This window comes from Corynebacterium sp. 239_CJEI (genome assembly GCF_001055995.1).
Taxonomy (GTDB): domain Bacteria; phylum Actinomycetota; class Actinomycetes; order Mycobacteriales; family Mycobacteriaceae; genus Corynebacterium; species Corynebacterium jeikeium_D.
On sequence record NZ_JVOW01000015.1, the window covers coordinates 56269 to 82156 of the forward strand.

The 25888-nt window shown below is 59.3% G+C and carries 23 protein-coding genes; 11 read left to right on the top strand and 12 right to left on the bottom strand.

What is annotated here, in order from left to right; translation table 11 throughout:
• Window positions 1–104 precede the first annotated feature (104 nt).
• The 5 genes from ADB08_RS04780 to ADB08_RS04800 form a co-directional block, all read right to left on the bottom strand.
• Window positions 105–1757: a solute symporter family protein gene (locus ADB08_RS04780; RefSeq protein ID WP_049171345.1), complete on the bottom strand. Its 1653-nt coding sequence runs from the start codon at window positions 1755–1757 to the stop codon at window positions 105–107.
• Between the two features lie 2 nt (window positions 1758–1759).
• Window positions 1760–2137, bottom strand: a complete 378-nt coding sequence (locus ADB08_RS04785; protein ID WP_016423298.1) for a DUF485 domain-containing protein — start codon at window positions 2135–2137, stop codon at window positions 1760–1762.
• 226 nt (window positions 2138–2363) lie between these two features.
• Complete coding sequence (locus ADB08_RS04790; protein WP_049171348.1) at window positions 2364–4817, bottom strand: HAD-IC family P-type ATPase; 2454 nt, start codon at window positions 4815–4817, stop codon at window positions 2364–2366.
• A 41-nt stretch (window positions 4818–4858) separates the two neighbouring features.
• Entirely contained in the window at window positions 4859–5611 is a 753-nt protein-coding gene (locus ADB08_RS04795; protein ID WP_016423300.1) for an enoyl-CoA hydratase, read from the bottom strand.
• Window positions 5612–5672: 61 nt separating this feature from the next.
• Window positions 5673–6539 (bottom strand): aldo/keto reductase, encoded by an 867-nt coding sequence (locus ADB08_RS04800; protein ID WP_049171351.1) that lies wholly within the window; start codon window positions 6537–6539, stop codon window positions 5673–5675.
• A gap of 133 nt (window positions 6540–6672) precedes the next feature.
• Between ADB08_RS04800 and ADB08_RS04805 the strand changes: the two genes are divergently transcribed.
• The 4 genes from ADB08_RS04805 to ADB08_RS04820 are packed head-to-tail and all read left to right on the top strand — an operon-like array spanning window position 6673 to window position 9735.
• Complete coding sequence (locus tag ADB08_RS04805; protein WP_042388879.1) at window positions 6673–6936, top strand: helix-turn-helix transcriptional regulator; 264 nt, start codon at window positions 6673–6675, stop codon at window positions 6934–6936.
• 2 nt (window positions 6937–6938) lie between these two features.
• Entirely contained in the window at window positions 6939–7508 is a 570-nt protein-coding gene (locus tag ADB08_RS04810) for a hypothetical protein (RefSeq protein WP_049171354.1), read from the top strand.
• Window positions 7509–7567: 59 nt separating this feature from the next.
• Window positions 7568–8473, top strand: a complete 906-nt coding sequence (locus ADB08_RS04815; protein WP_049171356.1) for an ABC transporter ATP-binding protein — start codon at window positions 7568–7570, stop codon at window positions 8471–8473.
• On the top strand, window positions 8470–9735 hold the full coding sequence (locus tag ADB08_RS04820; RefSeq protein WP_016423304.1) for an ABC transporter permease: 1266 nt from the start codon (window positions 8470–8472) through the stop codon (window positions 9733–9735). Before ADB08_RS04815 ends, ADB08_RS04820 begins: the two co-directional genes overlap by 4 nt.
• 89 nt (window positions 9736–9824) lie before the next feature.
• On the opposite strand, the gene ADB08_RS04825 is transcribed toward ADB08_RS04820, so the two are convergent.
• Window positions 9825–10811 (bottom strand): ribokinase, encoded by a 987-nt coding sequence (locus ADB08_RS04825; protein ID WP_049171360.1) that lies wholly within the window; start codon window positions 10809–10811, stop codon window positions 9825–9827.
• 108 nt (window positions 10812–10919) lie between these two features.
• Between ADB08_RS04825 and ADB08_RS04830 the strand changes: the two genes are divergently transcribed.
• Complete coding sequence (locus ADB08_RS04830) at window positions 10920–12401, top strand: carboxyl transferase domain-containing protein (protein WP_049171363.1); 1482 nt, start codon at window positions 10920–10922, stop codon at window positions 12399–12401.
• 237 nt (window positions 12402–12638) lie between these two features.
• Here the strand turns inward: ADB08_RS04830 and ADB08_RS04835 are convergent, their stop codons facing one another.
• Together ADB08_RS04835 and ADB08_RS04840 are read right to left on the bottom strand one after the other, a co-directional pair.
• Window positions 12639–12998, bottom strand: coding sequence for an FKBP-type peptidyl-prolyl cis-trans isomerase (locus ADB08_RS04835; RefSeq protein ID WP_005511805.1), 360 nt, complete (start codon window positions 12996–12998; stop codon window positions 12639–12641).
• A gap of 215 nt (window positions 12999–13213) precedes the next feature.
• Entirely contained in the window at window positions 13214–14509 is a 1296-nt protein-coding gene (locus ADB08_RS04840; protein WP_016423307.1) for a citrate synthase, read from the bottom strand.
• A 724-nt stretch (window positions 14510–15233) separates the two neighbouring features.
• On the opposite strand from ADB08_RS04840, the gene serC reads away from it, so the two are divergent.
• The 3 genes from serC (at window position 15234) to ADB08_RS04855 (ending at window position 18560) form a co-directional block, all read left to right on the top strand.
• Complete coding sequence (gene serC, locus ADB08_RS04845) at window positions 15234–16370, top strand: phosphoserine transaminase (protein WP_049171366.1); 1137 nt, start codon at window positions 15234–15236, stop codon at window positions 16368–16370.
• Between the two features lie 141 nt (window positions 16371–16511).
• Window positions 16512–17639: a septation protein SepH gene (sepH, locus tag ADB08_RS04850; RefSeq protein WP_016423309.1), complete on the top strand. Its 1128-nt coding sequence runs from the start codon at window positions 16512–16514 to the stop codon at window positions 17637–17639.
• Window positions 17640–17654: 15 nt separating this feature from the next.
• Window positions 17655–18560: a DUF6928 family protein gene (locus ADB08_RS04855; RefSeq protein WP_049171369.1), complete on the top strand. Its 906-nt coding sequence runs from the start codon at window positions 17655–17657 to the stop codon at window positions 18558–18560.
• 3 nt (window positions 18561–18563) lie between these two features.
• Here the strand turns inward: ADB08_RS04855 and ADB08_RS04860 are convergent, their stop codons facing one another.
• The 3 genes from ADB08_RS04860 to ADB08_RS04870 all read right to left on the bottom strand — a co-directional run bounded on the left by ADB08_RS04860 (window position 18564) and on the right by ADB08_RS04870 (window position 21811).
• Window positions 18564–19436, bottom strand: coding sequence for a TrmH family RNA methyltransferase (locus tag ADB08_RS04860; protein WP_016423311.1), 873 nt, complete (start codon window positions 19434–19436; stop codon window positions 18564–18566).
• Between the two features lie 9 nt (window positions 19437–19445).
• Entirely contained in the window at window positions 19446–20960 is a 1515-nt protein-coding gene (locus ADB08_RS04865; protein ID WP_016423312.1) for an NCS2 family permease, read from the bottom strand.
• Between the two features lie 158 nt (window positions 20961–21118).
• Window positions 21119–21811 carry a DUF3027 domain-containing protein gene (locus ADB08_RS04870; RefSeq protein ID WP_224433761.1) on the bottom strand — a complete coding sequence of 231 codons (693 nt, stop codon included), beginning with the start codon at window positions 21809–21811 and terminating at the stop codon, window positions 21119–21121.
• 23 nt (window positions 21812–21834) lie between these two features.
• Between ADB08_RS04870 and ADB08_RS04875 the strand changes: the two genes are divergently transcribed.
• Together ADB08_RS04875 and ADB08_RS04880 are read left to right on the top strand one after the other, a co-directional pair.
• On the top strand, window positions 21835–22995 hold the full coding sequence (locus ADB08_RS04875) for a glutaminyl-peptide cyclotransferase (RefSeq protein ID WP_049171372.1): 1161 nt from the start codon (window positions 21835–21837) through the stop codon (window positions 22993–22995).
• Between the two features lie 122 nt (window positions 22996–23117).
• The gene (locus tag ADB08_RS04880; RefSeq protein ID WP_016423315.1) at window positions 23118–23612 is read left to right on the top strand and encodes a DUF2771 family protein; all 495 of its coding nucleotides are present in this window, start codon (window positions 23118–23120) and stop codon (window positions 23610–23612) included.
• A 72-nt stretch (window positions 23613–23684) separates the two neighbouring features.
• Here ADB08_RS04880 and ADB08_RS04885 read toward each other — a convergent pair whose 3' ends face one another.
• Entirely contained in the window at window positions 23685–24116 is a 432-nt protein-coding gene (locus ADB08_RS04885; RefSeq protein WP_005511873.1) for a cold-shock protein, read from the bottom strand.
• Window positions 24117–24988: 872 nt separating this feature from the next.
• On the opposite strand from ADB08_RS04885, the gene ADB08_RS04890 reads away from it, so the two are divergent.
• Window positions 24989–25609, top strand: coding sequence for a transglycosylase family protein (locus tag ADB08_RS04890; protein ID WP_016423316.1), 621 nt, complete (start codon window positions 24989–24991; stop codon window positions 25607–25609).
• Window positions 25610–25888: the final 279 nt, after the last annotated feature.

Consider the following 25888-nt stretch of genomic DNA (forward strand, 5'->3'; position numbering starts at 1 on the left):
CCCGCTACCAGTGACGATAGCGGGGCCTTTGCATTTGTCAATTCAGTTAATTGAGATTGGCTGAGCTGTTCGGACAGCGTTGCCAGACAAGGACTCAGTGGTTATTAGTGATCAACCGCAGCCTCGGTACCGACACCGGTCAGGGAGCGAACTTCCATCTCAGCTGCCAGGTCATCGAAGTTATCCGGCTTACCCATGAAGGTGGCGATGATGCCAGCCAAGAACGCCAGCGGGATTGCGAGCAGACCCGGCGAGGTCAGCGGGAACCAGGAGAAGTCAACGGACGGAATCATCGAGGACTCGCTGCCAGAAACTGCCGGGGAGAAGATAATCAGAACCAGCGAGGCGATGACACCGGTGTACATGGAGGCAACTGCGCCTGCGGTGTTGAAGCGCTTCCAGAACAGGGACATCAGGATGGTCGGAACGTTTGCGGATGCGGCCACTGCGAAGGCCAGTGACACCAGGAAGGCGACGTTCTGCCCCATGGCCAGGATGCCGAGGATAATGGCGACAACACCCAGCACGATAACGGTAATGCGGGAGACACGAACCTGCTCGGCTTCCGTGGCCTGTCCCTTGCGAATCACGGCCTGGTAGAGGTCCTGGCCGACAGACGCGGAAGCGGTAATTGCCAGACCAGCGACCACTGCCAGCACGGTAGCGAACGCCACTGCGGAGACCACTGCCATGAAGATGGAGCCACCGATTTCGAAGGCCAGCAGTGGAGCGGCAGCGTTGGCTCCGCCCGGCGCGGCCATGATGCGGTCCGGACCAACGAGTGCAGCTGCACCGTAGCCGAGCACCAGGGTCAGCAGGTAGAAACCACCGATGAGGATGATTGCCCAAGTCACGGACTTACGAGCTTCCTTTGCGGTCGGCACCGTGTAGAAGCGCATGAGCACGTGTGGCAGACCAGCGACACCGAGCACCAGCGCCAGGCCCAGAGAGATGAAGTCGAGCTGCTGAACGAAGGAGCCACCGTACTTCAGACCCGGCTCAAGAATGGCGGAGGCTTCGTAGCCCTTCTCGGCGATGTAATCCGAGCTTGCGTGCATGTCCACTGCGTCCTGCAGGAGCTGGGAGAAGTTGCCCTTAACGCCAACCAGGATGATCAGGGTCATGATGATGACAGCACCGACCAGCAGGACGGCCTTAATCATCTGCACGTAAGTCGTGCCCTTCATACCACCGATGAGGACGTAGGCAACCATGATGATGCCGACGACTGCGACAACGATGGACTGCTGAGTGGAGTCGTGGATGTTGAGCAGCACGGCGACCAGGGAACCTGCACCGGCCATCTGCGCGATGAGGTAGAACAGGGTCACCGCGAGGGTCGAGATAGCAGCCGCAGTACGTACCGGGCGCTGCTTAAGACGGAAGGACAGCACGTCGGCCATGGTGAACTTACCGACGTTTCGCAGCGGCTCTGCAACCAACAGCAGCGCGACCAGCCAGGCTACGAAGAAGCCGATGGAGTAAAGGAATCCGTCGTAACCAGTCAGCGCGATGGCGCCGACGATACCGAGGAAGGAAGCCGCCGAGAGGTAGTCACCCGCAATGGCAAGACCGTTTTGGGTACCGGAGAACTGTGCGCCACCGGTGTAAAAGTCTGATGCTCCCTTGTTTCCGCCCTTGCCCACTCGAGTAACGATGAACATGGTCGCAACAATGAAGGCGACGAAGACCGCGATGTTGAGAATCGGGTTACCTGCTGCTGCAGTGTCATCTGCAGCAAAGAAACTAGTCAGCATGCCTATGCCTCCTTCTTTGCGACGATTTCAGCGATTTCTCCGCTTTCCAGTGCCTCGCGCAGCTCTGCCTGCATCGGCTCGAGCTTCTTGTTGGCGAAGTTGATGTACACCCAGGTGATGGCGAAGGTGGTCACGAACTGAAGCAGACCAAGGACGATGCCCAGGTTGATATTGCCTAGTACGGGAGTCGCCATGAGGTCTGGCGCGAACGTCGCAAACAGAACGAATGCGATGTACCACACCAGACCTGCGACGGTCATCGGGATGGCGAAAGAACGGAATGTAGAGCGGAGCTCTTGGAACTGCGCTGAGTTTTGCACGTAGCGGTACTCGGCCGCCTGTGGCTTATGCCGGTCTGCCGGCAAGGGAGTTGCGGACACGGGCTAATCCTTTCCAGGAAGTTATGCAGGTGTTCGTAATGAGGTCCAGCACAGCCACCCCGAGGGTGTGCCATGCACCACATTTTTCATTATGTGTGGAAACAAAGTTACCTGGAACACAGTTAGCAAAGAAGTTAAATGCGGCTAACTACTTCTCAGCGAGCCTTAAGGCACCCCCAAAAACGCCATTACCTGCATACTTAGGCGCCGTTTTTACTACCCCCATTTACGCCGTTGTACTCGTGTTCTCCGCTTCTTCCGGCAATGGCTTACTCTGACGCCACCACCACAGCGCTTCGATAATGCCCGCACCGATGGCTCCCACAATCAGCGCGGGAATCAACAGCTCCCGCCCTACCCAGTACAGATTAAGCACTGTGGCCACTGAACGAACCGAGAAGATGAACAGGTAGGCTCCTGCCGATACCGCCAGCAACAGAACCTTCCACCAGGTGTATGGCCTAGCCACGACCACCAAAACCCAAAATGCCGAAACAATCAGCACAATGAGGGTCGCAGTAGACGCCTCCCCTCGTGCCGCATCGCTGGCGTCGACTCCCGGGTTTGCCCACAACCAAAACATGAAGGTCAACAACCCCACCGTGATGCCCGCCGGTATCGCTAAGCGCAACACGCGCCGTACGAAACCATCGCGCGCACGCTCCAAGTTAGGAGCCAACGACAGCACGAAGGCCGGGATTCCAATCGTGAACCATCCCGTAATGGTCACATGAATCGGCTCGAATGGATAATCCATCCCCCACAGCCCCACAGCCAGCGCCAGCACCACCGAGTAGATAGTCTTCGTCAAGAAGAGGTTGGCCACGCGCTCGATATTGCCAATGACGCGACGCCCCTCCGCCACAATCATCGGCATCACGGCGAAGCGATTATCCAACAGCACCAACTGCGCAACCGAACGTGTCGCCGGCGCCCCATCGCCCATAGCCACGCCCAGGTTCGCCGCTTTTAGCGCCAGCACATCATTGACACCATCACCGGTCATCGCCACATGATGCCCCCGCGACTGCAGCGCATGAACCATATCGCGCTTATTCTCGGCCGTGACACGGCCGAAGATCTGCCGCGACTCCACAATGTCTGCGAACTCGTTGCGGATCTCGGTGGGCTTGGCTTCGCTATTCTCATCGCGGCTGACCGGAAGCTCAGACGCATCGACAGGATTGTTAGCCCCCTCCATTTCCAGCTCACGTGCAACAGCCCCCACGGAGCGGTCATTGTCACCAGAAATGACCTTGACCTCGACGCCTTCTTCATAGAAGTAGGCCACCGTGTCCGCCGCATCTGAACGCACCTTCTGCCCCAGCACGACAAGTGCGACTGGCTCCAACTCCACCTCGCCACTCTTCCGCAGCGCACCGCCGGGCAGGTCATCTGCCCCAACTGATGTCCGCGCGAGCAGGAGCACACGAAGTCCTTCCTCCATAAGCTGCCGAGCTTTCTGCATGCCGACCGCGGAGTCGTCGACAAGCACATCGGGCGCGCCGAAAACCCACGTCGCACCGCCGTGATACGTCAGCGCCGACCACTTATTCGCCGAGGCAAAGGGGCGGGTTCTGGCTTGTTCATGCTTTACGACGTCCCCTGCGTCCGCAAGCCCATCGAGCAGTGCACGAGCCGTTGCGTTGGGACGATCGTCGAGCTTGCACAGATCGATGAGTGCGGAGTCGACCTCATCGCGGGAGGTACCGTCACCCGATACGATGTCGACTTCCACTAGCTGCATCGCATTTTCGGTGAGCGTGCCAGTTTTGTCGACACACACGGTGTCGACACGCGCGAGACCTTCGATGGCGGGCAACTCATTGACCAGCACTCGATGTCGCCCCAAGCGCACCACCCCAAGGGCAAATGCGATGGTGGTCATGAGGACAAGCCCCTCAGGGACCATGGGCACCAGCGTGGCGACCATCCCCAGCAGCGCATCGTTGAAATCATCGCCGGCGACAAAGAGCTGCGTATAGATTGCCAGGGCGCCGACGGGAATGAGAATCCAGGAAATGTAGGTCAGGATCTTGTTGATGCCGCGGAAGAGCTGGGAATCAGTCAGCGTGAATTTGTTGGCCTCAGCTGCGAGCTTGGCGGCGTAAGCCTCCTTGCCCACTTTGGTGGCCTGATATCGCGCCGACCCCACCACGACCGAGGAACCCGAGTAGACCATGTCCCCAACGCTCTTATCGACGGCATCGGATTCACCGGTGAGAGAGGACTCATCGACAGCCACGTCAGAGGCGTAGCGGAGAATACCGTCAACGACGATTTGGTCACCGGGACCAACCTCGATGAGATCGTCGAGGACGACGGACTCGCGGTCGATCTCGCGAGCCGGCTCCCCGTCGCGAATGACCATGGGTTTTGCACGGCCGACAATGGAAAGCTTGTCCAGTGTGCGCTTGGCACGCAGTTCTTGGATGATGCCGACGATAGAGTTGGCGATAATCAGCAGACCAAAGGCACCGTTGACGATTGAGCCGGTATAGAGCACGACTGCGAATAAAACAGCGAGAATACCGTTAATCCGGGTAAACACATTGGCACGGATAATGTCCCACACACTGCGCCCGGATGTTGGCGGCAGCTCGTTGACGTGCCCCAACTCGATGCGTTGCTGGACCTGCTGTTGAGTAAGACCACTGTCGGGAGTTTTCCACGAGCCCATGCCTGCCTACCCTATTCGCCTAATTGCTGAACCTATTCGACCTATTTGCCAATGAAATTTGGTTCGCGCTTTTCGGCTCGCGCCTTCGATGCCTCCGCAGCATCCTCGGAAGCCCACACCGTGTTGTAGAGCTCCTGCTGGTAGTCCTTCAACGGGCTATGCGTCTCATCGTCGTTGAGCACTGCCTTGTGGTAGGCCAGCGACAGGGGCGCGTAGGTGGCGATACGAAGCGCTACCTCCTCCGCCTTGTCCGGACCACCGAGGTAGGAAGCCAGACCGCAACCGCGGGCGGCTTCCTGATCCATGCGCTCGGCCGCCAACAGAATAGTGCGGGCACGGGCACCGCCGACGAGGACGCGCACGCGGCGAATTGTCCAGGCATCGACAGCGATACCGAGCTTGACCGGCGGAATCATAAACCAGCCGCGCTCACCCACGACGCGCAAATCGGCCGCCATCGCCAGCTGCATCCCAGCGCCGACAGCCGGCCCCTGCACATCCGCTATAACCACCAGACGGCTGGCCTCGATTGTGCGCAGCATTCGACGGAGCTGTTCGTGGAAGGAATCTTCATGGTGCTGGCCACTCAGGTCGGCGCCCGCACAGAAAGCGCGGCCTTCGCCGCGCAGCAGGATAACGCGCTGCTCTGGAACCTCAGCGGCAGCTTCCACCGCATCGGCGATGTCACGACACACGTCGGCAGTCAGGGAGTTGCGCTTATGATCTCGGTCGATGGTGATAGTGACAATTGCGCCGTCGGCTTCGACGCGGATTTCAGATGCTGGGTTCGTCATAGCATTTAGGCTACCCGCGAAACACCAATAGTGATGGGGCTATAAGCAAATCTAAATTCGCTTATTCGTTGCCGAATACCCGCGGGTCGCCGCTCAGGCGCCCGTCGGCACGCGCCATCGACGCAATCGTTTCCATGTCCTCGTCGGTGAGTTCAAAGTCGGTGACCTGAAAGTTCTCCTTGATGCGCGACGGCGTGCCCGACTTCGGGATGGCCACGATGCCACGCTGAAGGTGCCAGCGGATAGCAACTTGGGCGGGAGTTTTACCCAGGCGATCTGCGATTTCAGCAATCGGCGAGCCCTCAAAGTACTTCGCGCGCCCCAACGGCGACCAAGCCTGCGTGACAATACCGCGGCGACGATCATCTACAACCTGCTCATCCTGCGGGAACTGCGGATGCAGCTCAATCTGATTGACCACCGGAACCTCGGAGAGCTGGTCGAGGACCTCTGGGTAGAAGTTCGCCACACCAACCGAGCGAATCAGCCCCTCGCGCTTGAGCTCTAGCAGCGTGTCGAAGCACTGCCCAAACGTCCCCTGCTTCTCCACCGGCCAGTGCACAAGCACCAGGTCAACATAGTCAAGGCCGAGCCGCTCCAAAGATGCCTGCACGGATTCGCGCGTCGCCGCCGTCTCCTGCGCATCGTTCCAGACCTTCGTGGTCACGAAGATATCTTCACGCTTTACGACGTTCGCAGCGACCGCATCAGCAATACCCTGCCCAACCCCTCGCTCATTGCGATAGAGCGATGCGGTGTCGATGTGGCGGTAGCCGACTTCCAGGGCGTAGCGCACGGATTCGCGCGCCTGCTCATCGTCGAGCTTGTAGGTACCGAACCCCAGAATCGGGATGGCGTTGCCATCGACCATTTCCACGTTGGCAATTCCGGTTGTCGCTGCATCGTACTTCAGATTGAGTGTGGTCATGCCAACCGAGTGTACGGACTGAAAGTTTTTTAGATTTTTTCTACCCCGCTGACCTGCGGTTTAGAAAGGTGAGTGCGCTTCATTCTGTTGTAAACAGTTGACGCAGCGTTGTGTTTATACAACACTTTGGAGTGTGTCCCCAAAGATTAAACCCAAAGAACCGATATTCAACAGAATTTCAGTGCTGCGGGCAGAACACGGACTCAGCCGAGCCGAACTAGCCAAACAAGTAGAGGTCAATCCTCAAACGATTGGCGCGTTGGAGCGAGGTGACCACTACCCCAGCTTGGATCTGGCATTTCGCATCTGCGCGGTGTTCGATCTCCCCGTTGAGGCGGTGTTCTCTCGCGAGGAATTCAAGCCCATGTCCTCTGCCCTATACCGAAAGGAAAGCTAACGATGCCAGCTATTCGGACTGAAAACGCAACACCGAACTTTTTCGAAAAGCTAGAAGCCCGGCGCGAAGCGAAGTACACAAAGCGTGTCGAGCAGATGTCAAGCTGGTTGCCCAAGTGGCGCAACCAGGCGGCGCGGCGGAAGCTGGTCATCGCATTCGAGGTATGCCTTGTGCTGATGCTGCTGAGCGGCATCGCGCTTCTCGGTAGCCTGACCGATATTTTCCCGGGATGGCTTTCTCTGCTCTGGCCAGTGATTTCCCTCATCATGGTCGTCGTCTGGACCAGCCTCAACATCACAGTCGACATGGTTGACAGCGCACCGACCTCGCTACTGGACGAATACCAGCAGGAACAGATTCTGAACCTGCGGGGGCTGACATATCGCTGCTTCACCTACTTCGGCTTGGTGGCCTTCCTCGCTCTAGTTCTGGTGGGCACTTATGTTCTGAACGAACAACCTGCCTGGGGACACTACATTCCGTACAGCTTCGGAATCTTCGGGATTATCGCTTTCCTCTACATTTCCACGCTGCCCACCGTCGTCTACGCCTGGAATCTGCGCGACGACTAGTACGGGCTCAAAAACTCATATCCCTCCCCTGCCCTTCACTCCTCAATCTAAGGATCACCATGAACAGCCTCATTATTGACGGGCTTGAGAAGTCCTACGGAGACCTGCAGGTTCTCCGTGGCATGAGCTTCCAAGTTCACCCTGGAGAAATCTACGGCTTCGTCGGCTCTAACGGTGCCGGCAAGACCACCACTATGCGCATTGCCCTGGGCGTGCTGGCCACCGATAAAGGCGAGGTACGCATCGGCGATACCCCGATGAATGACTCGCTGCGCCGCACGATTGGCTACATGCCAGAAGAACGCGGCCTCTACCCAAAGGATGAGGTCCGCAAGCAGCTGATTTACTTTGCTCGCCTACACGGTGTGCCCACCAAGCGCGCGGAATCCAACGCCGACAACTTGTTGGAGCGCCTCGGTCTCACCGAGCGCGCCAACGACAAGGTCGACACGCTCTCGCTCGGCAATCAGCAGCGCGTGCAGCTGGCAGCCTCCCTCGTCCACGACCCAGAAATACTAGTCCTCGACGAGCCCTTCTCTGGTCTCGACCCAGTTGCGGTCAAGGTGATGAGCTCCGTACTCAAGGAGTACGCCGACCGCGGCACCCCGATTGTGTTCTCTTCCCACCAGCTCGACCTTGTCGAGCGCATGTGTGACCGCGTCGGCATCATCCGCGACGGCCGCATGCTCGTGGAAGGCACTGTTGATGAGCTGCGAGCACGGGGCCCACGGGCTTTCGTCGTCAAGCTCGATGGTGCGCTCCAGGATTGGGCGACCTCCGTCGAGGGCGTGACAAGCGTGGAGCGTGATACCCATGGTGCCACCGTCGTTCACCTCGATTCCAACGCCCCCGCCGACACCGACCAGAAGCTGCTACACAGCGCGATGGCAGCGGGAACGGTCCGTTCGTTTGGACCTCTGCAAATTCCACTTACCGAGCTCTACCAGGAGGCCGTACAGCAATGAGCACCAACACTTACAACGCCTCAACGGCCGTCAAGACTGTTTTCGTCCGCGAACTCCGCGAGCATCTGCTGAAGAAAAGCTCGCTAATCACGCTCATCATCATGGCAGTGGCGGCCGTCGGCGGTATCTTCGTTGCCGACTACATGACCTCCAAGTCCGATAATGACACCGTAAAAATCGCGGTCGTCGGAGAAGCGCCGTTCGCGGACTCTCTCGCCGACGCTACCGCCGAAATAAAGGATGCTGAAGGCGCGGATGCCGCAGCCGGCGCATTTGCCACAGCATCGCTCTCACCGTTGGAGATTACGTCCGCGGCAGACGACAAGGCCGCTCGCGCTGCCGTCACCGACGGCGACGCCGACGCCGCTCTCGTCCCCGACACCGCAGAAGGCAAGGAGGGCTCGTGGAAGCTGCTTGCCGACGACGCCCCATCCTGGCTGGCCCCAATGCTGCAGGAATCGCTGCAGAAACAAAATGAAGCCATGCTGCTCAGCGAAAACGGAATCAACCCCAGCGAGTTTTTCTCCAAGACTCAAAGCGCAGCCGTGTCGGTGGAGTCGCTGGATGAAGCCAAAGACGAGAAGATGCCCGCAGTGGTCATCACACTGATTGGTGTGATGGTCATGATGACCGCCATCCTCGTCTTCGGCGGCGCGGTGGCCACCAGCGTCATCGAGGAGAAGTCCTCCCGCGTCATCGAGATCATTCTCTCGACCGTTCGCCCGGCGCACCTGCTGGCTGGCAAGATCCTCGGCGCCGGTCTGGCTGGCATCATCATGATGAGCGTGCTGACCGCCAGCGCCGCAGTTGCCCTCATGATTACCGGATTGGCGGAGAGCTTCGATGTGCCGTGGTCCGCAGTCTGGCTGCTGGTCCCGTGCTTCATCCTCGGTTACTTCTTCTTCGCCGCGCTGTATGCAGCCTCCGCATCCTTGGTCAGCCGTATGGAAGATTTCCAGGGCGCACAGATGCCGGTACTGGTGTTCTCGCTGATCACGATGTATGTTCCGCTGTTTGGCTGGAGCAAGCTGGACTCTACCGTCATGCAGATTGCAGCGTGGATTCCACCGGTTTCCATCACCACTGCCCCGATGCAGTACGCCGTTGGCAACTTCTCCGCACTCCAGTTGGCGGCTTCGCTGCTAATCATGGTTGTGGGAGTAGCCGCAGTCATCGCACTCGCCGCCTGGATCTACCCGCGCAATGTCCTGCGCACCGGTGCCGCGGTCAGCTGGAAGAAGGCTCTGACAGCCAAGAGCTAGCCCCAGCCCTGCCCAAAAGAGCGTGACTCCTTCGGCCACGGTCACCTAAAACCGAATAATCGTCAATCGCGTAGTTTGCTCAGCGCACCTTATAGACCATGGTCCGCCGCAAACTGCGCGATTTTTCCTGTCTCGCCATAGGAGGTCTGCGCCCCCACGCCTGTCGCCGCATGAGCCGAGACCACCGCCGCAAGACGAGCTGCCGTCACCACATCATCGCCCGCGGCCAACGCGGTGAGGACCGTACCCATGTACGCATCACCGCAGCCCGTGGTGTCCACGACCTCGATGGGCAGCGCTGGAATGCGAGTGACTGCCACCTCGCTTTCCGACGTCCTCAAGACCGCAGACCCCTCCCCGCCAAGTGTGACAATGGCCGTGGAAATCCCGTGTTCGTCGGCAAGCGCGCGCCCAACCGCATCCCACTGACCGTGCTCGCAACCGGCGACCGCGCGCTCGGAGCCGATGATGGCTGCGAGTTCGTGCTCGTTGACAATGAGGACATCGACCAGCGCGAGCAGATCCTCACTGACCGCCCGAATCGGCGACAGGTTGAACACCACCGGCACACCCGCATCGTGGGCAATCTGTGCGGCGGCCAGGACAGCCTCATCACAAATCTCCAGACACAGACCGAGGCACCCAGCCCGCTGAATCTTGTCCGCATGACTGCGCACCATCTCAGCATCGACTTCACCATTGGCGCCAGCGGAGATGACAATGAAATTCTCCGCCGCATCATCAACGACAATCATGGCTGTACCAGTGGCAAAGTCGACGGTCTCAACTGCAGAGATGTCCACGTGAGCGTCGGTAAGCGCGTCGCGCAGCAACTGCGCATTGGGATCCGAACCGACCGCGCCGACCAGTTCCACGGCCGCGCCCAGCCTGCCAGCGGTCGCCGCCTGATTCGCCGACTTACCGCCCGGCAGAATGCGCAGAGGACTGCCCTCGATAGTCTCGCCACCATGCGGCAGGCGCTTCACGGTGACGGTCAGGTCTGCGTTGATGGAACCGACGACACATACGTTTGGCCTCTGTTCAGCCAGCTCGGTGAGGCGCTCAGTAATCGGCATTGGTTCGACTCCTCGGTAGTGCGGACACGTTTTTTCCGACAATAGCGCTACCCCTTTCCGCCCACCATCAACTAAGCCGGTTTACCCCTTGTTTACTACCGTGGAGGTATGGCTAGAATCAGCGCCCAACAAGTAATAGATACCGTCCTCGACCACGGAAGTTTCACATCCTGGGACGGCGCGCCCGAGCACGGCAACATCGACGAGGCCTACCGCGGCACACTGTCCCGCGCCGCTGAGAAAACCGGTCTCGATGAGGCCGTTATCACCGGCGAAGGCACCGTCGGCGGCAAGCGCGTCGCCGTCATCTGTTCTGAGTTCGGCTTCCTCGGCGGTTCTATCGGCGCCGCAACCGCTCGTCGTATTATCCGCAGCATCGAGCGCGCGACTGCGGAGCAGCTGCCGCTGTTGCTCTCCCCGACCTCGGGTGGCACTCGCATGCAGGAGGGCACTGCGGCGTTCGCGCTCATGATCTCTATTACCACCGCAGTGGCGCGCCACAAGTATTCTCACTTGCCATTCCTGGTGTACCTGCGCAATCCCACCACCGGTGGTGTCATGGCGTCGTGGGGGTCGGCAGGCCACTTCACCTTCGCAGAGCCCGGCGCACTTCTCGGCTTCCTCGGCCCGCGCGTCGTCGAGCTGGCTACCGGCGAACCCATGCCCGAAGGCGTTCAGACCTCCGAGAACCTGTTCAAGCAGGGCATTATCGACGGCATCATTCCGCTCGAAGGTTTGCGCGGCGCTGTCCGCCGCACCATCGACGTGCTTGCCGACGGAGACCCCAGCGAACCCACCCCACCGCCAGTAGCAGCCATTGACGGTCGCGATACCTGGGAAGCTATCCTGCGCACCCGCGATACTTCTCGTCCAGGTGGCGGCGACATTATCGATGCCCTTGTCGACTGCTCCGTGCCGATTTCCGGCACTGGCGATGGCCACAAGTCGCTGTCGGTTCGGGCTCGCCTGGCGCGGATTGGTGAGCGGCCGGTGATTCTGGTCGCCCAGGATCGCCATAACCAGCCGCCGCTGGGCACGCATCCAATGGGGCCGGGCTCACTGCGTTTTGCCCGCCGTGCGATGCGCATCGCGGAAAGCCTGAACATTCCGCTGGTCACGGTCATTGACACCCCAGGCGCTGAGTTGACCAAGGACGCCGAGGAAAATGCCATGGCCGGCGAGATTGCCCGCACCTTGACCACGCTGGTGAACTTGAAGGTTCCGACCGTGTCACTCATTCTCGGCCAGGGCTGCGGTGGCGGTGCGCTGGCCATGCTGCCCTCTGACCGCGTGCTGGCAATGCACGATGCCTGGATGTCTCCGTTGCCGCCGGAGGGTGCTTCGGCGATTATCTACCGAGACACCGAGCATGCCCCGGAAATGATGGAGGAGCAGGGCGTTGGCGCCGAGGCCATGCTGAAGACCGGGGTCATCGACGAGATTGTGGCCGAACCTGAGAATCCGGCCGAACTGCCCCGCCGTGCTCTGAGTGCTATCGAGCACGCCCTCTGGGAGCTGGAGAAGAATCCGGCTCGCGTTGGCCGTGAGCAGCGTTTCGACCACTACCGTCGCTTCGCGCTGAGCGAGTAAGGGGGCTGGGGCCTGGTGTGGGCCTGGTTTGGGCCTGGTTTGGGCCTTCAGCCCCACCCCAACCTCAAAAAGCAAGAAAGTGACTGGGTTTATGACACTTTTGGGCAATTTTTCACGCCTGAAGTGTCATAAACGCAGTCACTTTCTTCGCCGGAAATCCTGCAAACCGCCGACGGAGGGATGGGCAGGAACCGCGAAGCGAAGCTCAGCCGACCAACAGAGCTAGCATGCGGACTTTTACTTAACGTCCAACAGGTCGATGACGAAGACCAGGGTCTTACCAGACAGGAAGTGTCCTGCACCAGCCGGGCCGTAAGCTTTCTCCGGCGGGCAAATCAGCTCGCGACGACCGCCGACCTTCATGCCCGGAATGCCTTCCTGCCAACCGGCAATCAGGCCGTTCAGCGGGAACTCGATGGACTGGCCACGGTTCCAGGAAGAGTCGAACTCTTCACCGGTTTCGTAGTCAACACCCACGTAGTGGACCTCGACACGAGCACCCGGGGTGGCCTCCTTGCCGTCACCGACAGTGAGGTCGTTGATGACGAGTTCCGTCGGAGCCGGACCGGACTTAGCAGTGAGTTCTGGCTTGGACAAGACAATCTCCTATCACAGTTGGCTTTTTCACAGTTGGTATTCAGCCCAACGTAAATGGACCCAACTTAAATGGGGTTTCTTAGAATTCTAGGAAAAATAAAAGGCGCGTACCAACCTTTCGAAGGCTAGTACGCGCCTTTTCGCGTTTTCAACGCTGGACTTTTCTATGCTGAGTTACCTGCGAGGAACCCCCTACGCAGTAATCGCTAGAAACCTTAGCGCTGGTCGCGCGGAACGAAGTCACGCTCGGTCTCGCCGGTGTAAATCTGGCGAGGGCGGTTGATCTTCGATGCCGGGTCAGTGACCTGCTCGTTGAACTGAGCGATCCAGCCCGGGAGGCGGCCGATGGCGAACAGGACGGTGAAGAAGTCCGTCGGGAAGCCCATGGCGCGGTAAATCAGACCGGTGTAGAAGTCAACGTTCGGGTAGAGCTTGCGGGAGACGAAGTAGTCATCAGCCAGTGCAATCTCTTCCAGCTTCATAGCCAGATCCAGCAGCTCGTCGCCGCCGAGGTGCTGGAGCACCTCGTGAGCGGTCTTCTTAGCGATAGCTGCACGCGGGTCGTAGGACTTGTAGACGCGGTGACCGAAGCCCATCAGGCGGACGCCCGGCTCCTTGTTCTTCACGCGGTTCATGAACTCGGTTGCGTCGCCACCGTGGTTCTGCTGGATGTCCTCGAGCATCTCCAGAACAGCCTGGTTAGCGCCACCGTGCAGCGGGCCAGACAGAGCGTTGATACCAGCAGCGATGGAGACGAACATGGAAGCGCCGGAGGAAGCGACCATGCGGACGGTGGAGGTGGAGCAGTTCTGCTCGTGGTCAGCGTGCAGGATGAGCAGCTTATCCAGAGCGTCAACCACTACCGGATCAACCTCGTAGTCAGCGGTCGGGTAACCGAACATCATGCGCAGGAAGTTCTCGCGAGCGTTCAGGTTGTTGTCCGGGTACATGTACGGCTCACCCTTGGATGCGCGGTAAGCGTATGCAGCCAGCATCGGGACCTTAGCCATCAGGCGAACCGCAGCCAGGTTGCGCTGCTCTTCGTTCAGCGGATCCAGCTCGTCCTGGTAGTAGGAAGCCAGAATGTTGACCGAGGAAGCCAGGGTCTGCATCGGGTGTGCGCCACGCGGGAAGATGCTGAATGCGCGACGGAAGTCCTCGTCCAGCAGGGTGTGGTGACGAATGTCGTGGTTGAACTGCGCAAGCTCTTCCTCAGACGGAAGGTGGCCGTGAATCAGCAGGTAGGAAACCTCGTTGAAGGTAGCCTTCTCAGCCAGCTGCTCAATCGGGTAACCGCGGTAGCGCAGGATGCCGTTACCGCCGTCGATGTAAGTGATCTTGGACTCGGTAGAACCGGTGGCGGTGTAGCCCGGGTCGAAGGTGGTCAGTCCAGTTTCCTGGAGCATCTTGCCCAGTGCGATACCGTCGTTACCCTCGGTTGCCTTGACGATGTCCATCTCGAACTCGCCGCCCGGGTAGTGGAGTACAGCCTTGCCGTCTTTAGTAGCCACAACTTCCCTTTCACAGAAAAATTCTTCTTAACGACTCCAGAGTGCGGGGGAAGCAGGCACAGCGGAAAACAGCATGCTGCCTCCCAACTCCACGCCACCCCTTCGGGGTCGCATTGTTTTCAATGATTCAATTATGCGCGACATTTGCGTTCCATTGCATCTTGCCCAGTGAAAAAAGTTTGCTTAGTTCACATCGACCGTGTCGTAACCATAAAGAGCCGACACCTGCAGTGGATTAGAACACACAATATCAAAGAGTGTGAGCAGTGCAACACCCTCTACCCCATTCGGGCAGCCTGGGCTTACCCAATCTTGACCCCTCTTTACCCCGAAATGCAAATGGAAAAACGGGTTTATTACGTTGTCACTGCTCATTTACTAATCAGGAGGCCAGGAGCACATTCAACAGCCAATGTCTTTAAAAGTTCAAAAGCCATCGAGCCGACGCCCGAAAACACATCGACTAAATCCACAATAATTCACCCCTCGCCGCCCGCCCGAGGCTCCACACCGCCAAGTTTTCAGCGCCAACAAAACTGGAAAAAATTCTTCGCAAACTTTGCAAATACGCCAATCCACCCTGTTTTGTTATGCAAAGTACGGAAGCGGGGGCAATTGAACCCCACCCTTTTGCTATAAGTACCCCCGATTACCGCTAGAGTTTGAAGACAACGGCTGTATATCAAGCTTCACTTTGAATGCACTTTGAAAGGTTGCGCCTCATATGAGCGATCAATTCCCAGTCCTCCCTGAAGAGTTCCAGCCCGGCGACGGCCGCTTTGGCTGCGGCCCGTCGAAGGTTCGCCCGGCGCAGATTCAGGCAATCGTTGACGGCGGTACCTCTATCATGGGTACCTCCCACCGTCAGCCGGCAGTGAAGAACGTTGTTGGTGAGGTTCGCGAGGGTCTGGCTGAGCTCTTCCAGCTTCCGGAAGGCTACGAGATTGTCCTGTCCCTCGGCGGCGCAACCGCTTTCTGGGATGCTGCCACCTTTGGGCTCATCGAGAAGAAGTCCGCTCACCTGACTTACGGTGAGTTCTCCTCCAAGTTTGCCAAGGCCTCCAAGATGGCTCCGTGGCTCGACGCTCCGCAGATCATCGAAGCAGAGCCGGGTTCCGCACCTGAGGTTGTCGCTGGCGAAGAGGGCGTTGACCTTATTGGTTGGGCTCACAACGAGACCTCCACCGGCACCATGGTTCCGGTCACCCGCCCGGCAGGCTCCGAGGGCCAGCTCGTGGCTATCGATGCCACCTCCGGTGCCGGCGGCCTCCCGGTCGACATGTCCCAGGCTGACGTCTACTACTTCTCCCCGCAGAAGTGCTTCGCTTCTGACGGCGGCATCTGGTTGGCTGCAATGTCCCCGGCTGCCATCGAGCGTATTGAGAAGATCAATTCTTCCGACCGCTTCATCCCGGCTTTCCTGAACCTGCAGACTGCCGTTGATAACTCCCGCAAGAACCAGACCTACAACACCCCGGCCGTCGGTACTTTGCTGATGCTGGCTGATCAGGTCAAGTGGATGAACGCCAACGGTGGCCTCGATGGCATGGTTGCCCGCACCACCGAGTCCTCCTCCCACCTCTACAACTGGGCTGAGAACCGCGCGGAGGCAACTCCGTTCGTCACCGATGCTGCAAAGCGCTCGCTGGTCGTCGGCACCATCGACTTCGAGGACAACATCGACGCCGCACAGATCGCCAAGGTTCTGCGCGCCAACGGCATCCTCGACATCGAGCCTTACCGCAAGCTGGGCCGCAACCAGCTGCGCATCGGTATGTTCCCGGCCATCGACCCGGAGGACATCCGTCGTCTGACTGGCGCTATCGACTGGGTTCTGGACAACGGCTACGCTGCAAAGTAACAGCCAAATACCGGCCTCAGCCGCATAACTCCCGCGCCACGCGCAAGGGCATTGCCCCATTTGTCCGTGACGCGGGAGTTTTGTCGTTTACCATGATTAGTGAGCATTACTTATAACGTCGACCAACAAGGAGGTTCTCGCATGAGGGAGCTGAAGCCCGTTCTGGACGGCGATGTGACCGATTCACTGATTCTCGTTCCCGCCGATATCACCGAGCAGGAACGGCAGGAGGGACTTCGCTTCACGCTGCCTCTCGACGAGAACCTGCGCACTTTCCTGGTCGAGCACTTCGAGCTCGCCGATGCCACTGGTTCCCCTGCTGTAGCTGATTCCGCATCGCTTGCCGACGGATCCAGCGCCGCCACCGCCACTGCCAGCGGTAGCTCTGGGGAGAGTGCTACCGCAGAGAGGGGCTCCACCGACGGAAGTTCCACTAGTGACAGCACAGCGGAAGCCACCACCGCAAGCGGCGACGCGGCGGAAGGCAGCGAGACGACCGGCAACTCCGCTACGGCAGGCGGGGCACCGAAGAAGACTCCAACGGCACCGAAGCCAGTTCTGGAAGAGCCCCGCGTAGTTTTGTCGCCGCGCGAAATCCAGGATCGCATTCGCAGCGGCCAAACGGTGGAGGAGCTCATTGAGTACAGCGGCATGCAGCCGCGCAAGATTGAGTCCTTCGCCTACCCGGTGCTTGCAGAGCGCGCACGTATTGCGGAGCTCGGCAAGCAGTCGAAGCCACGTCGCATTGATGGCCCGGCCAAGTTGTCCCTGTGGGAGATTCTCGCCACCGCTTTTGCCGCCCGTGGCCAGGAACTCGCCGATGCCTCGTGGGACGCCTACCGCGACCCGAGTGGACAGTGGATTGTGACGGTTACTTGGAATGTCGGCCATACCACCAACGTGGCCGAGTGGAGTTACCAGGCGGAGGGACTTTCCGCGCTCACCATTGCTCGCAATGAGCTGGCAGCAGAGCTGATTGACCCCGACTTTGCCCGCCGCAACCGAGACTTGGCTCCGCAGGCCAATCGAGCTGCCGATACCGCTGACACCTCTGAGATGCCAGCCGCATGGCAGTCTTCGGCGGAGCCGCAGCGAGGCCACGGGGAGCAGGATGTTCCGTCGCAAAGCGATGCCGCCGACGACGATATTGACGAGGCGGAGTTCTTGCAGCACCCGGACGTGGAGCAGCCGAAGCGCAAGAAGAAGACTGTCATGCCGTCTTGGGAGGATGTGCTTCTCGGCGTACGTCCGAACGGCCCGAAGAAGTAGGAGTTTCCCTCGACAATGAGCTCCATGACCAGTGGCAACGCTTCTGATTTCGAATTCTCCGCGATTCGCCGCGGTATAGTCACGATTTGGTTTATCAGCACCAATGACCCTGCTGCGACCCTGGAGACAGGTGTTCAGCACGACCGCGGTTTCGGGCGTCGTTTCCTAGCTCTCTATGACTCAACGCTGCCGGTAACACCGATTGGTGATTTCCCGCTCAACCGCTCGGCGGAAACCGGTGACGGTGAATACTACATCGGTGGCTTTGAGGGCGTTGCCGTACTGCAGACGGTTCTCGATGATGTCTCGCAGCTGTCCAAGCTGTCGCCTCGTCTACGGCAGGAGATTGCCGCCACGGACGTCTACGCGAGTGTGTCGAATAAATCCACGGGCTTCGGTGCCTTTGCGCATTGGCACGATGGTGAGCTCAAGCGCGCTTTCTCCGCTACTCGCTACCGCACACTGGAAGACATCGGTCTTCCCTGCCCCGCAGAGGGCAGTTTCTGGGCGGGCAAGCACCGCCCGCTGCCCGACGCTTTCGAAGATACGGGTTCACGTCCACGCGAGGGGGTCGGTTTGCCGTTCGTTCCGGCAGAGCTTGCCGACGCCGTCATCACCGACTGGCTCGGATTCGACCCGCATTCGCCCGCTACCGATATCCCTGTTAGTGGTTTTGCGGTGGATGGCCGTCGTGCGGCTCCCGGAGCTTCGTATTCGACGTCTCGTAGTCCACGCGGGCTAATGGGTGAGCCGGGTTCGTCCGAGTCTGGCGCAGAGTTTGACCGCGCCTACGACGACTACGAAGTTCACAACGCAGAGCCGAACCGAGACTTTCTGGAGGAGCTCAGTCGCTTTGGGGCTAAGGCCAAGAACTTCGCTGGCCGCACCTGGCAGCGGGCGCGAGGCAAGTTCGGGAAATAGTTTCTACCGCCCTGCGCGCTGCGACTGAACGCGCAGTCGCTCGTAGAACGCGATCGCCGCGGAGGTAGCCACATTCAGGCTGTCAGTTCCCGGTGACATGGGAATGCGAGCACGCACATCGGTGGCTGCCATCGCGTGCTCGGTAAGCCCCTGTCCCTCAGCGCCAACGAGAATCGCGACCTTGTCCGTGTCCATGGCATCCCACAGGTCCACCGTGCCCGCAGGGGTCATGGACACCACGCGGAAGCCCTGCTCTTTGAGCTGGTCCAGGCTTCGCTGCCAGGTGGTCGTAGTACCGGGCAGAGTCGCAAATGGGACTGTCAGCACATGCCCCATGGAAACGCGCACACTGCGGCGATACAGCGGATCGGCGCAGGCCGCGCCGAAGACGACCCCATCCACGCCCATGCCCGCCGCGTTACGGAACAGGGCTCCGATGTTCTCGTGGTCACCGACTCCCTCCATCACGGCCAAGGTGGTGGCTCCGCTCAGAACTTGGTCCACCGATAGCTCCGGCGCGCGGTCAGCGGTGGCCAGAAGGCCGCGGTGAAGATCAAATCCGGCCGCTGCGGCCAGAACCTCGCGGTCGAGTTCAAACCAGGGCACCGTTTCCGCAATAGCGGCCTCGCTCGCGGTCAGTCCGTCGGCAAGCGATGCGAGCTTCTGGCGAGTACCAAAGACTGCGCGGAGCGGAAAGCGTGAGCGCACTAACCGCGGCACAATGAGCGTGCCTTCGGCGATGACCAGCCCCTTCCCACCGGGCAAATCGGGGCGGGAATCGGACTTGTTGAGGTTGCGGATGTCATCGAGACGGCTGTCGGCGGGATCGTCGACGACGATGGGCGCAAAGCGTTCGAGGAATGTGGTGGTACTCATGGAAACTCTTTAGCCGCCCAGCAGAGCGGTGAACGGATCGGCGGCGAAGTAGATGATGAACAGGCCGGAGACAATCCACATCAGCGGATGTACGGACTTGGCACGACCCGAGAAGATAGCCATCGCAGCAAAGGTGATGAAACCGATGCCGATACCATTTGCAATCGAGTAGGTAAACGGCATGGTGACAATAGTCAAAAATGCCGGCAGTGCGATGTCGAAACGGGTGAAATCAATCTCGGTGATCTGCCCGATCATCATGGCACCGACGATGACCAGCACTGGCGCGGCAGCCTCGATGGGCACGATTTCATAGAGCGGGGTGAAAAACATCGCTGCCAGAAAGAGGATGCCGGTGACAATGTTGGCAAGGCCAGTGCGTGCACCATCGGCGATGCCCGCTGCGGAATCCACAAAGACGGTGTTCGACGAGGAGCTGACTGCACCACCGACAATGGCACCGGTGCCTTCGACAACCAGTGCGCGCTTCATGTCCGGCAGCACACCGTCTTCATCGACAAGTGCGGCCTGCTTGCCCAGACCAGTCATCGTGCCCATGGCATCGAAGAAGTTCGCCAGGACCAAGGTAAACAGCAGCATGGTGGCGCTGAGGGCACCGACGCGGGCAAAGGATCCGAAAAGATCCACAGCTCCAACGAGGGACAAGTCCGGCATGCCGCCTACGCGGTCCGGCAGAGTCGGTACCGCGAGATTCCAACCGGTCGGCACTGGCTTGCCATCAGCGAAGGAGGGGCCCGCATCCGTCAAGGCCTCGACTGCGAGCGCAATGATGGTATTCAGCACGATGCCGATGAACAGGCCACCTGGAATATTGCGGACAACCATGATGCCGCAGATAATCAGCCCGAGGACGAACACGGCGGTCGGCCACGAGGCAATCTGACCATTGATGCCGAGCTGCACCGGGACAGTCGTGTCAGCGGCATCGGGAATACGGCGAACCAGGCCACCGTCGACCAGACCAATCATGGCAATGAATAGGCCGATACCCACACTCATCGCGGCCTTCATATCGGACGGAATCGCGTGGAAGACAGCTGTGCGGAATCCGGTCAGCGCCAGCAGCACGATAATCACGCCGTCCAGCACGACCAGGCCCATCGCTTCTTCCCAGGCCAGCCCCTCGTTAGCAACGAATGTCACGGCAACCAGGGTGTTGATGCCCAGGCCCGTCGCAATGCCGAAGGGGTACTTGGCAAAGAGACCAAAAGTAATGGTCATGACACCCGCGGCGAGCGCGGTGACAGCGGCGACCTGCGGTATCCCCAAGCTATTGCCGTTGACATCCTCGATATTGCCAAGGATCAGCGGGTTGAGCAGAATGATGTAGGCCATCGCGAAGAAGGTCACTACGCCACCGCGAATCTCGGTCACGGTCGTCGAACCGCGCTCCGTGATGTGAAAATAGCGGTCCACTGCCGAAAGATGGCTCCCCTTCCGTGCAGGCTTGGAGTCCTTCGCCTCATCTGAGGATGTTGCAGAGGTGGACGTACCTTTGTCCATTTTTTATGCCTCTCTAGAGTCTCTTTATTATCCGTGTCACGTGTTTATCCGTGTCAGAGCGGAATTTTTGTGCCGAAATCCGTAACGGTGCAGTCTCTGGGGCCACAGTGGCGTCGAAACTGCACCTTCTTCGTCATCGCGTTTGCCTAGGTGGAAAGCTACAGGTGGGAATCCTGGTAGGGTTCCGCCACCGGTGCACCCTGCCCCGTTACTTCCGGGATAGCTGAGTGAGCACCGCAGCCGTGGTCAAAGCTTACGGCCGTGGCATCGAATGTCCATTCGTTAACGCACACGCCCCAGTTCTTACCGAGCGGACCGGTCAGCGGGACCATAAAGGCGCAGGTTCGGCAGCGGTGCAATGCTTCCCGAGCAAAGTCACTCTCGGGGCCGGTATCGCCCTCTTCCCAACGCTGCTCGGTGTCTTCCACACCACGCGCCGACAAGGTGCGGGTCTGCAAGTCATCGCCGTCGAGTCGCTCATCTCCCACTGCAGCCGGCAACAAATCGCGCGGACCGAGGTCACCGGGGCGCAGCCGCTCCTCGTAGGGCACCCATTCAGGCGCCTGCAGCGCGGTTTCGCCAGGGACAAGAGCCACTTCACTGACCGTCGCCTGTTGAGTGCCCGGCGCGCACGCGACCACCACATGCCACTCCCAGCCCCTGTATCCGGGCAGGTCAGCCGCAAAACGATGCACCGCAACGCCCTCGCCTACGACACTTACACCGGTGTGCGCGCCGGCAGGCCCCTCCCCGAGCTCTTCAATCGCGGTACGGGCAGTGTCGACCGCCTGGTGATTCATCACCTTCCCCCGTCGGCGGCTGTTTCGGGAACGTCGTCGATTTTCAGTCACGTTTCCTATCCTAGAGTGAAGCTATGGACAGATTCCCGTCGGGCGATGCAAAACTCGCCCGCCCTTTCCACTCATCACGCTTTACGACGGTCCGAGCTGCCATCCTCTCCGTGGCAACTGCCGCCCTATTGGCCGGCTGTGCGGCTGAAACTGGTTCAGGTGGCGATCCCTCAGGCGAGGCCCCTTCTAGTGGCGCTAGTGCGGACTCGAACTCCGGCACCGCCCCAAGGTCGACTTCGGCATCGGTTAATCCCTCCGAGCTGGTCGGTGCCGATAAGGTGCCGGGGCTCGGTGACGTTCCGACACTGAAACTGGCCATCGAGCAGTCCTATCCTGTCTTGGCTCCACCACTTCCCACGGAGAAGAATGTCGCTGCGCCTTTTGTCCAGGGCCTTGAGTTCGAACCCGATGGCTCTTTGTTGATGGGTACTGGCCTCTACGGCGAGTCCCAGATTTACCGATTACCGCAGTGGCTCGACAACTCTGCAGCCGAGCCGACCAACGTGGAAGATTTACAGCCTGAACTCTTCGGCGAGGGGATTACCCGTCATGGAGATACCGTGTGGCAGCTGACGTGGAAGGAAGGACGCGCCATTGAACGCGACGCGGCTACTCTCAAGCAGCGTCGCGAGGTTCCCTTCGACACCGAGGGCTGGGGCGCGTGCTCCTTCGAGGACACCATCGTGACCTCCGACGGCAGTGGCACCCTCACTTTCCGCGCCCCCGATGACCTCTCTTCCCAGCGTCAACTGCCCGTCACTGCAGCAGGTACAGAGACAACGTGGCTCAACGAACTCGAGTGCGTCACTGTCGACGGCGACGCAGCTCCGGACGAAGTGCCGGACGAAGCACCAGCGGACACGAGCGATTCAAACAACCAGAGCAACGCGGACGGACCAAACTCCCCGCAATCGCACCGCGAGATTTGGGCCAACGTCTGGCAGAGTCCATTCATCTACCGCATCAACCCGGAAGACGGAAAGGTCACAGGCATCGTCGATGCCACCGAACTCTTCCGCGACCTGTACACGCAGCTCTCCCCGGCAGAGCAAAACAGTATTGATGTGCTCAACGGCATTGCTCTAATGCCGGATTCTTCCTCTACCTCCCCCAATGGCCCCCGCCAGTTCCTGCTCACAGGGAAGAAATGGCCCACGGCCTACCGTGTTACCGTGAGTGAATAGCAGTATCTGGCCCGAAAACGGCTAGTGTGACTGAACGTAGCTTCAATTCCGTTACGAATGTCGGGAAGTGAGAGTTGATGGGATCGAGTAGGCGCCGCTGGCAACAGAATAGTAAGGCGTTCATGGTTGTCGGCGCTATTGTCGTGGTGGGTCTTGTCGTCACCGGCATTGTCCTTGCTGTCAATAAGTGGACCAACCAGGCAATCGACGACCCTCACGCGCTGTCCATCGAAGTCATTCAGGACGGCGAAACCACAGAGGTTCTTCCCTACCGTGTCTGCGACCTCTTTGAGAAGAATGCCTGCACCACGACTGAGGCCAACGCCGCCAAGATTTCTCTGGGCGAGCAGGAGACAGCTGAGGTTAACGTCGGCTCCACTGTTGGCTCTAACTCTTGGACTCTGCAGCGTTTCTTCTCCGACGATGCGGTCAACTCCACCTCTCGCAAGGATCCGGGCGAAGCCACGACCGAGACCATCGCCGGCTCCGCAGCTGTTGCCGGCAAACGCACCCCACTCGGGGTCGTGGAGGTTTCCACCGCGCTCATCGGAAAGAACTCCGAGGGTGAAGAGACCACCTACGGTATTACTTGGTCGATCGTCAACGAACCGTCGTAAAGCACAGCAAAACGCCCGCTCACTGAGGTTATCCACCTTCGTGAGCGGGCGTTTTTCACATCTTCTACCGACTTACGAGTCCAGCTCGCGCGCGACCGCACGCAGGACTTCAGCCATCTGGTGGCCGTCCTTACGCTCCGGGTAACGCCCGGCGCGCAGGTCACGCTGCACCGTCGACTCCAGCATGGAAATCATGTCCGAAATCATGCCGTTGAGATCGCTGGGGCTGTGCTTCTTTGCTTGACGACGGGCTCCTGCGCCCCCACCTGCCCCGCCACGGCGGTGACGGGCACCGCGCGGTCCCTCGTCGAGCACCTTGATCCGGAGAGCCTGCGGGCCTGGGCGGCCGTCAGCGTAGTCGTACTCCAGGCGCTGACCAGTTACGAGTTCTTCCACACCTTTCGGCAGCACGTTCTTGCCGATGTAGACATCTTCACCGTCCGGATTCGAAACGAAGCCAAAACCGCGATCCTTGTCGTACCACCTGACCTTACCGATGGGCACTTTCCACCTAACCTTCCCGTGCCCTGTGACTGGGGGGCACTCAACCTCGTTCCCCCTTGTGCAGCGGTGACTGCCCTTCGGGGTCTTCGGATCGGAGATGCAATTCTTCCGCATTTGCCACCGTCCTCGCACGCACAAACGGCCAGAGTTAGAGGCTCGCTCGCGGCGAGCCTGGCCAGACAGGATCGCGAGGATATGCCGGGCCGGGCGCTGTCTTAATGGTGTTCCTTTAATTAAGGTGCGACCAAAACAGGACGCACTCCAACGGGGAACACATTATTTATTACTGCTTACTAGTGCGAAGTGGCGGCAGCGGTAGCGGCGTGCATGTGCACGTCACCTCCGATTACCTAAAGAACTCAATTATACCCATAGATGGAGACATAAAGGGAAGACGGATTTGAGTGAAGCGAGCACGCTCGCGGATTGACACACCGAGACGGCAACTAACTGCCAGCGTTGGTTCTTTATGGCTATCTCTTATGGCCATCCTTCTCAGTGCATGCGGCGCGCCAAAACCGGAAAAATAACAAGACGATAACGTGAGCTTTATCACATTTTGAAGTTTTAACTTACACAACACCAATAACAGTCACGTCTCTTACCTGCAGTTTCACCTACTTTTATGCATATTTCCCACCTGCGCTCAAAATTAAGAATCCGGCGATTCGCGTGACTATTTCGTTATCAACCGCTACGGTGTGCAATCGACGCGTTTAACGGACGAAGTCGCATAGATCGCCTTCATCTCACTCCAGTGCGATGACATCGGCCCGTTATCAATAACGTGAAGAACTTTCCATAAGAGTGAGATGGGGTTGCATTAGCCCCACTGGCGCCACAAAGAAAATCGACGAAAAGGAAATTTTCATATGGCTCGCCACGCAGCTAAGACCAACACCTTCGCTTCCACTTCGGCAAAGGTTGCACTGACCGGCGCAATCCTCGGTGCCGGTGCCGCTATCTTCGCACCGACCGCTTCTGCAGCTCCGGACTCCGACTGGGACCGCCTGGCACAGTGTGAGTCCGGCGGCAACTGGCACATCAACACCGGAAACGGCTACTACGGCGGTCTGCAGTTCTCCGCAAGCACCTGGAACGCTTTCGGTGGTAACGAGTTCGCTTCGACCGCTGATCAGGCTTCCCGCGAGCAGCAGATTTACGTTGCTGAGAAGGTCCTGGCTCAGCAGGGTTGGGGCGCATGGCCGGCTTGCTCCGCAAGCCTGGGTCTCTCCTCCGGCCCGACCGATCGTCCGCACCCGAGCCAGGGCTCCGCTCCTGTTCGCGCACAGGCCGCTCCGGCAGCTGCTGCTTCCGACTCCAAGACTGACCTGGTCCAGCAGTTCGCTGACCGCCTGTCCAACGTCGACAGCCTGTCCGACGCTCAGGCACTCATCGCTGAGTTCCGTGCACTGACCGGCGAGGTTGAGCTCCCGCAGGAACTGGTCGCAGCCATTCCGTTCGACCTGTCGAAGCTGCAGGGTCTGATTTAAGACTTTCGAGCTAGCCAGCTCATCACAGTAGCCCCGAGGGTAATCCCCCTCGGGGCTACTTTTTGGCTTCCGCAGGTTGGCGGTACCGACCCAACGCGAGTTAGTGACTGCGTGAGTTACTGCCTGCGTTTATGGCTAGCGACCGCGTGCCAACGCGAGTTAGTGACTGCGTTTATGACAAAAATGGCCCGGTAGGTTCAGGCGGTGAATGCATCACCACTTTCGACCAGGAGAAGTAGTGAAGCAAACCCGCCGAACGAAATACAGTGCCATCAAACC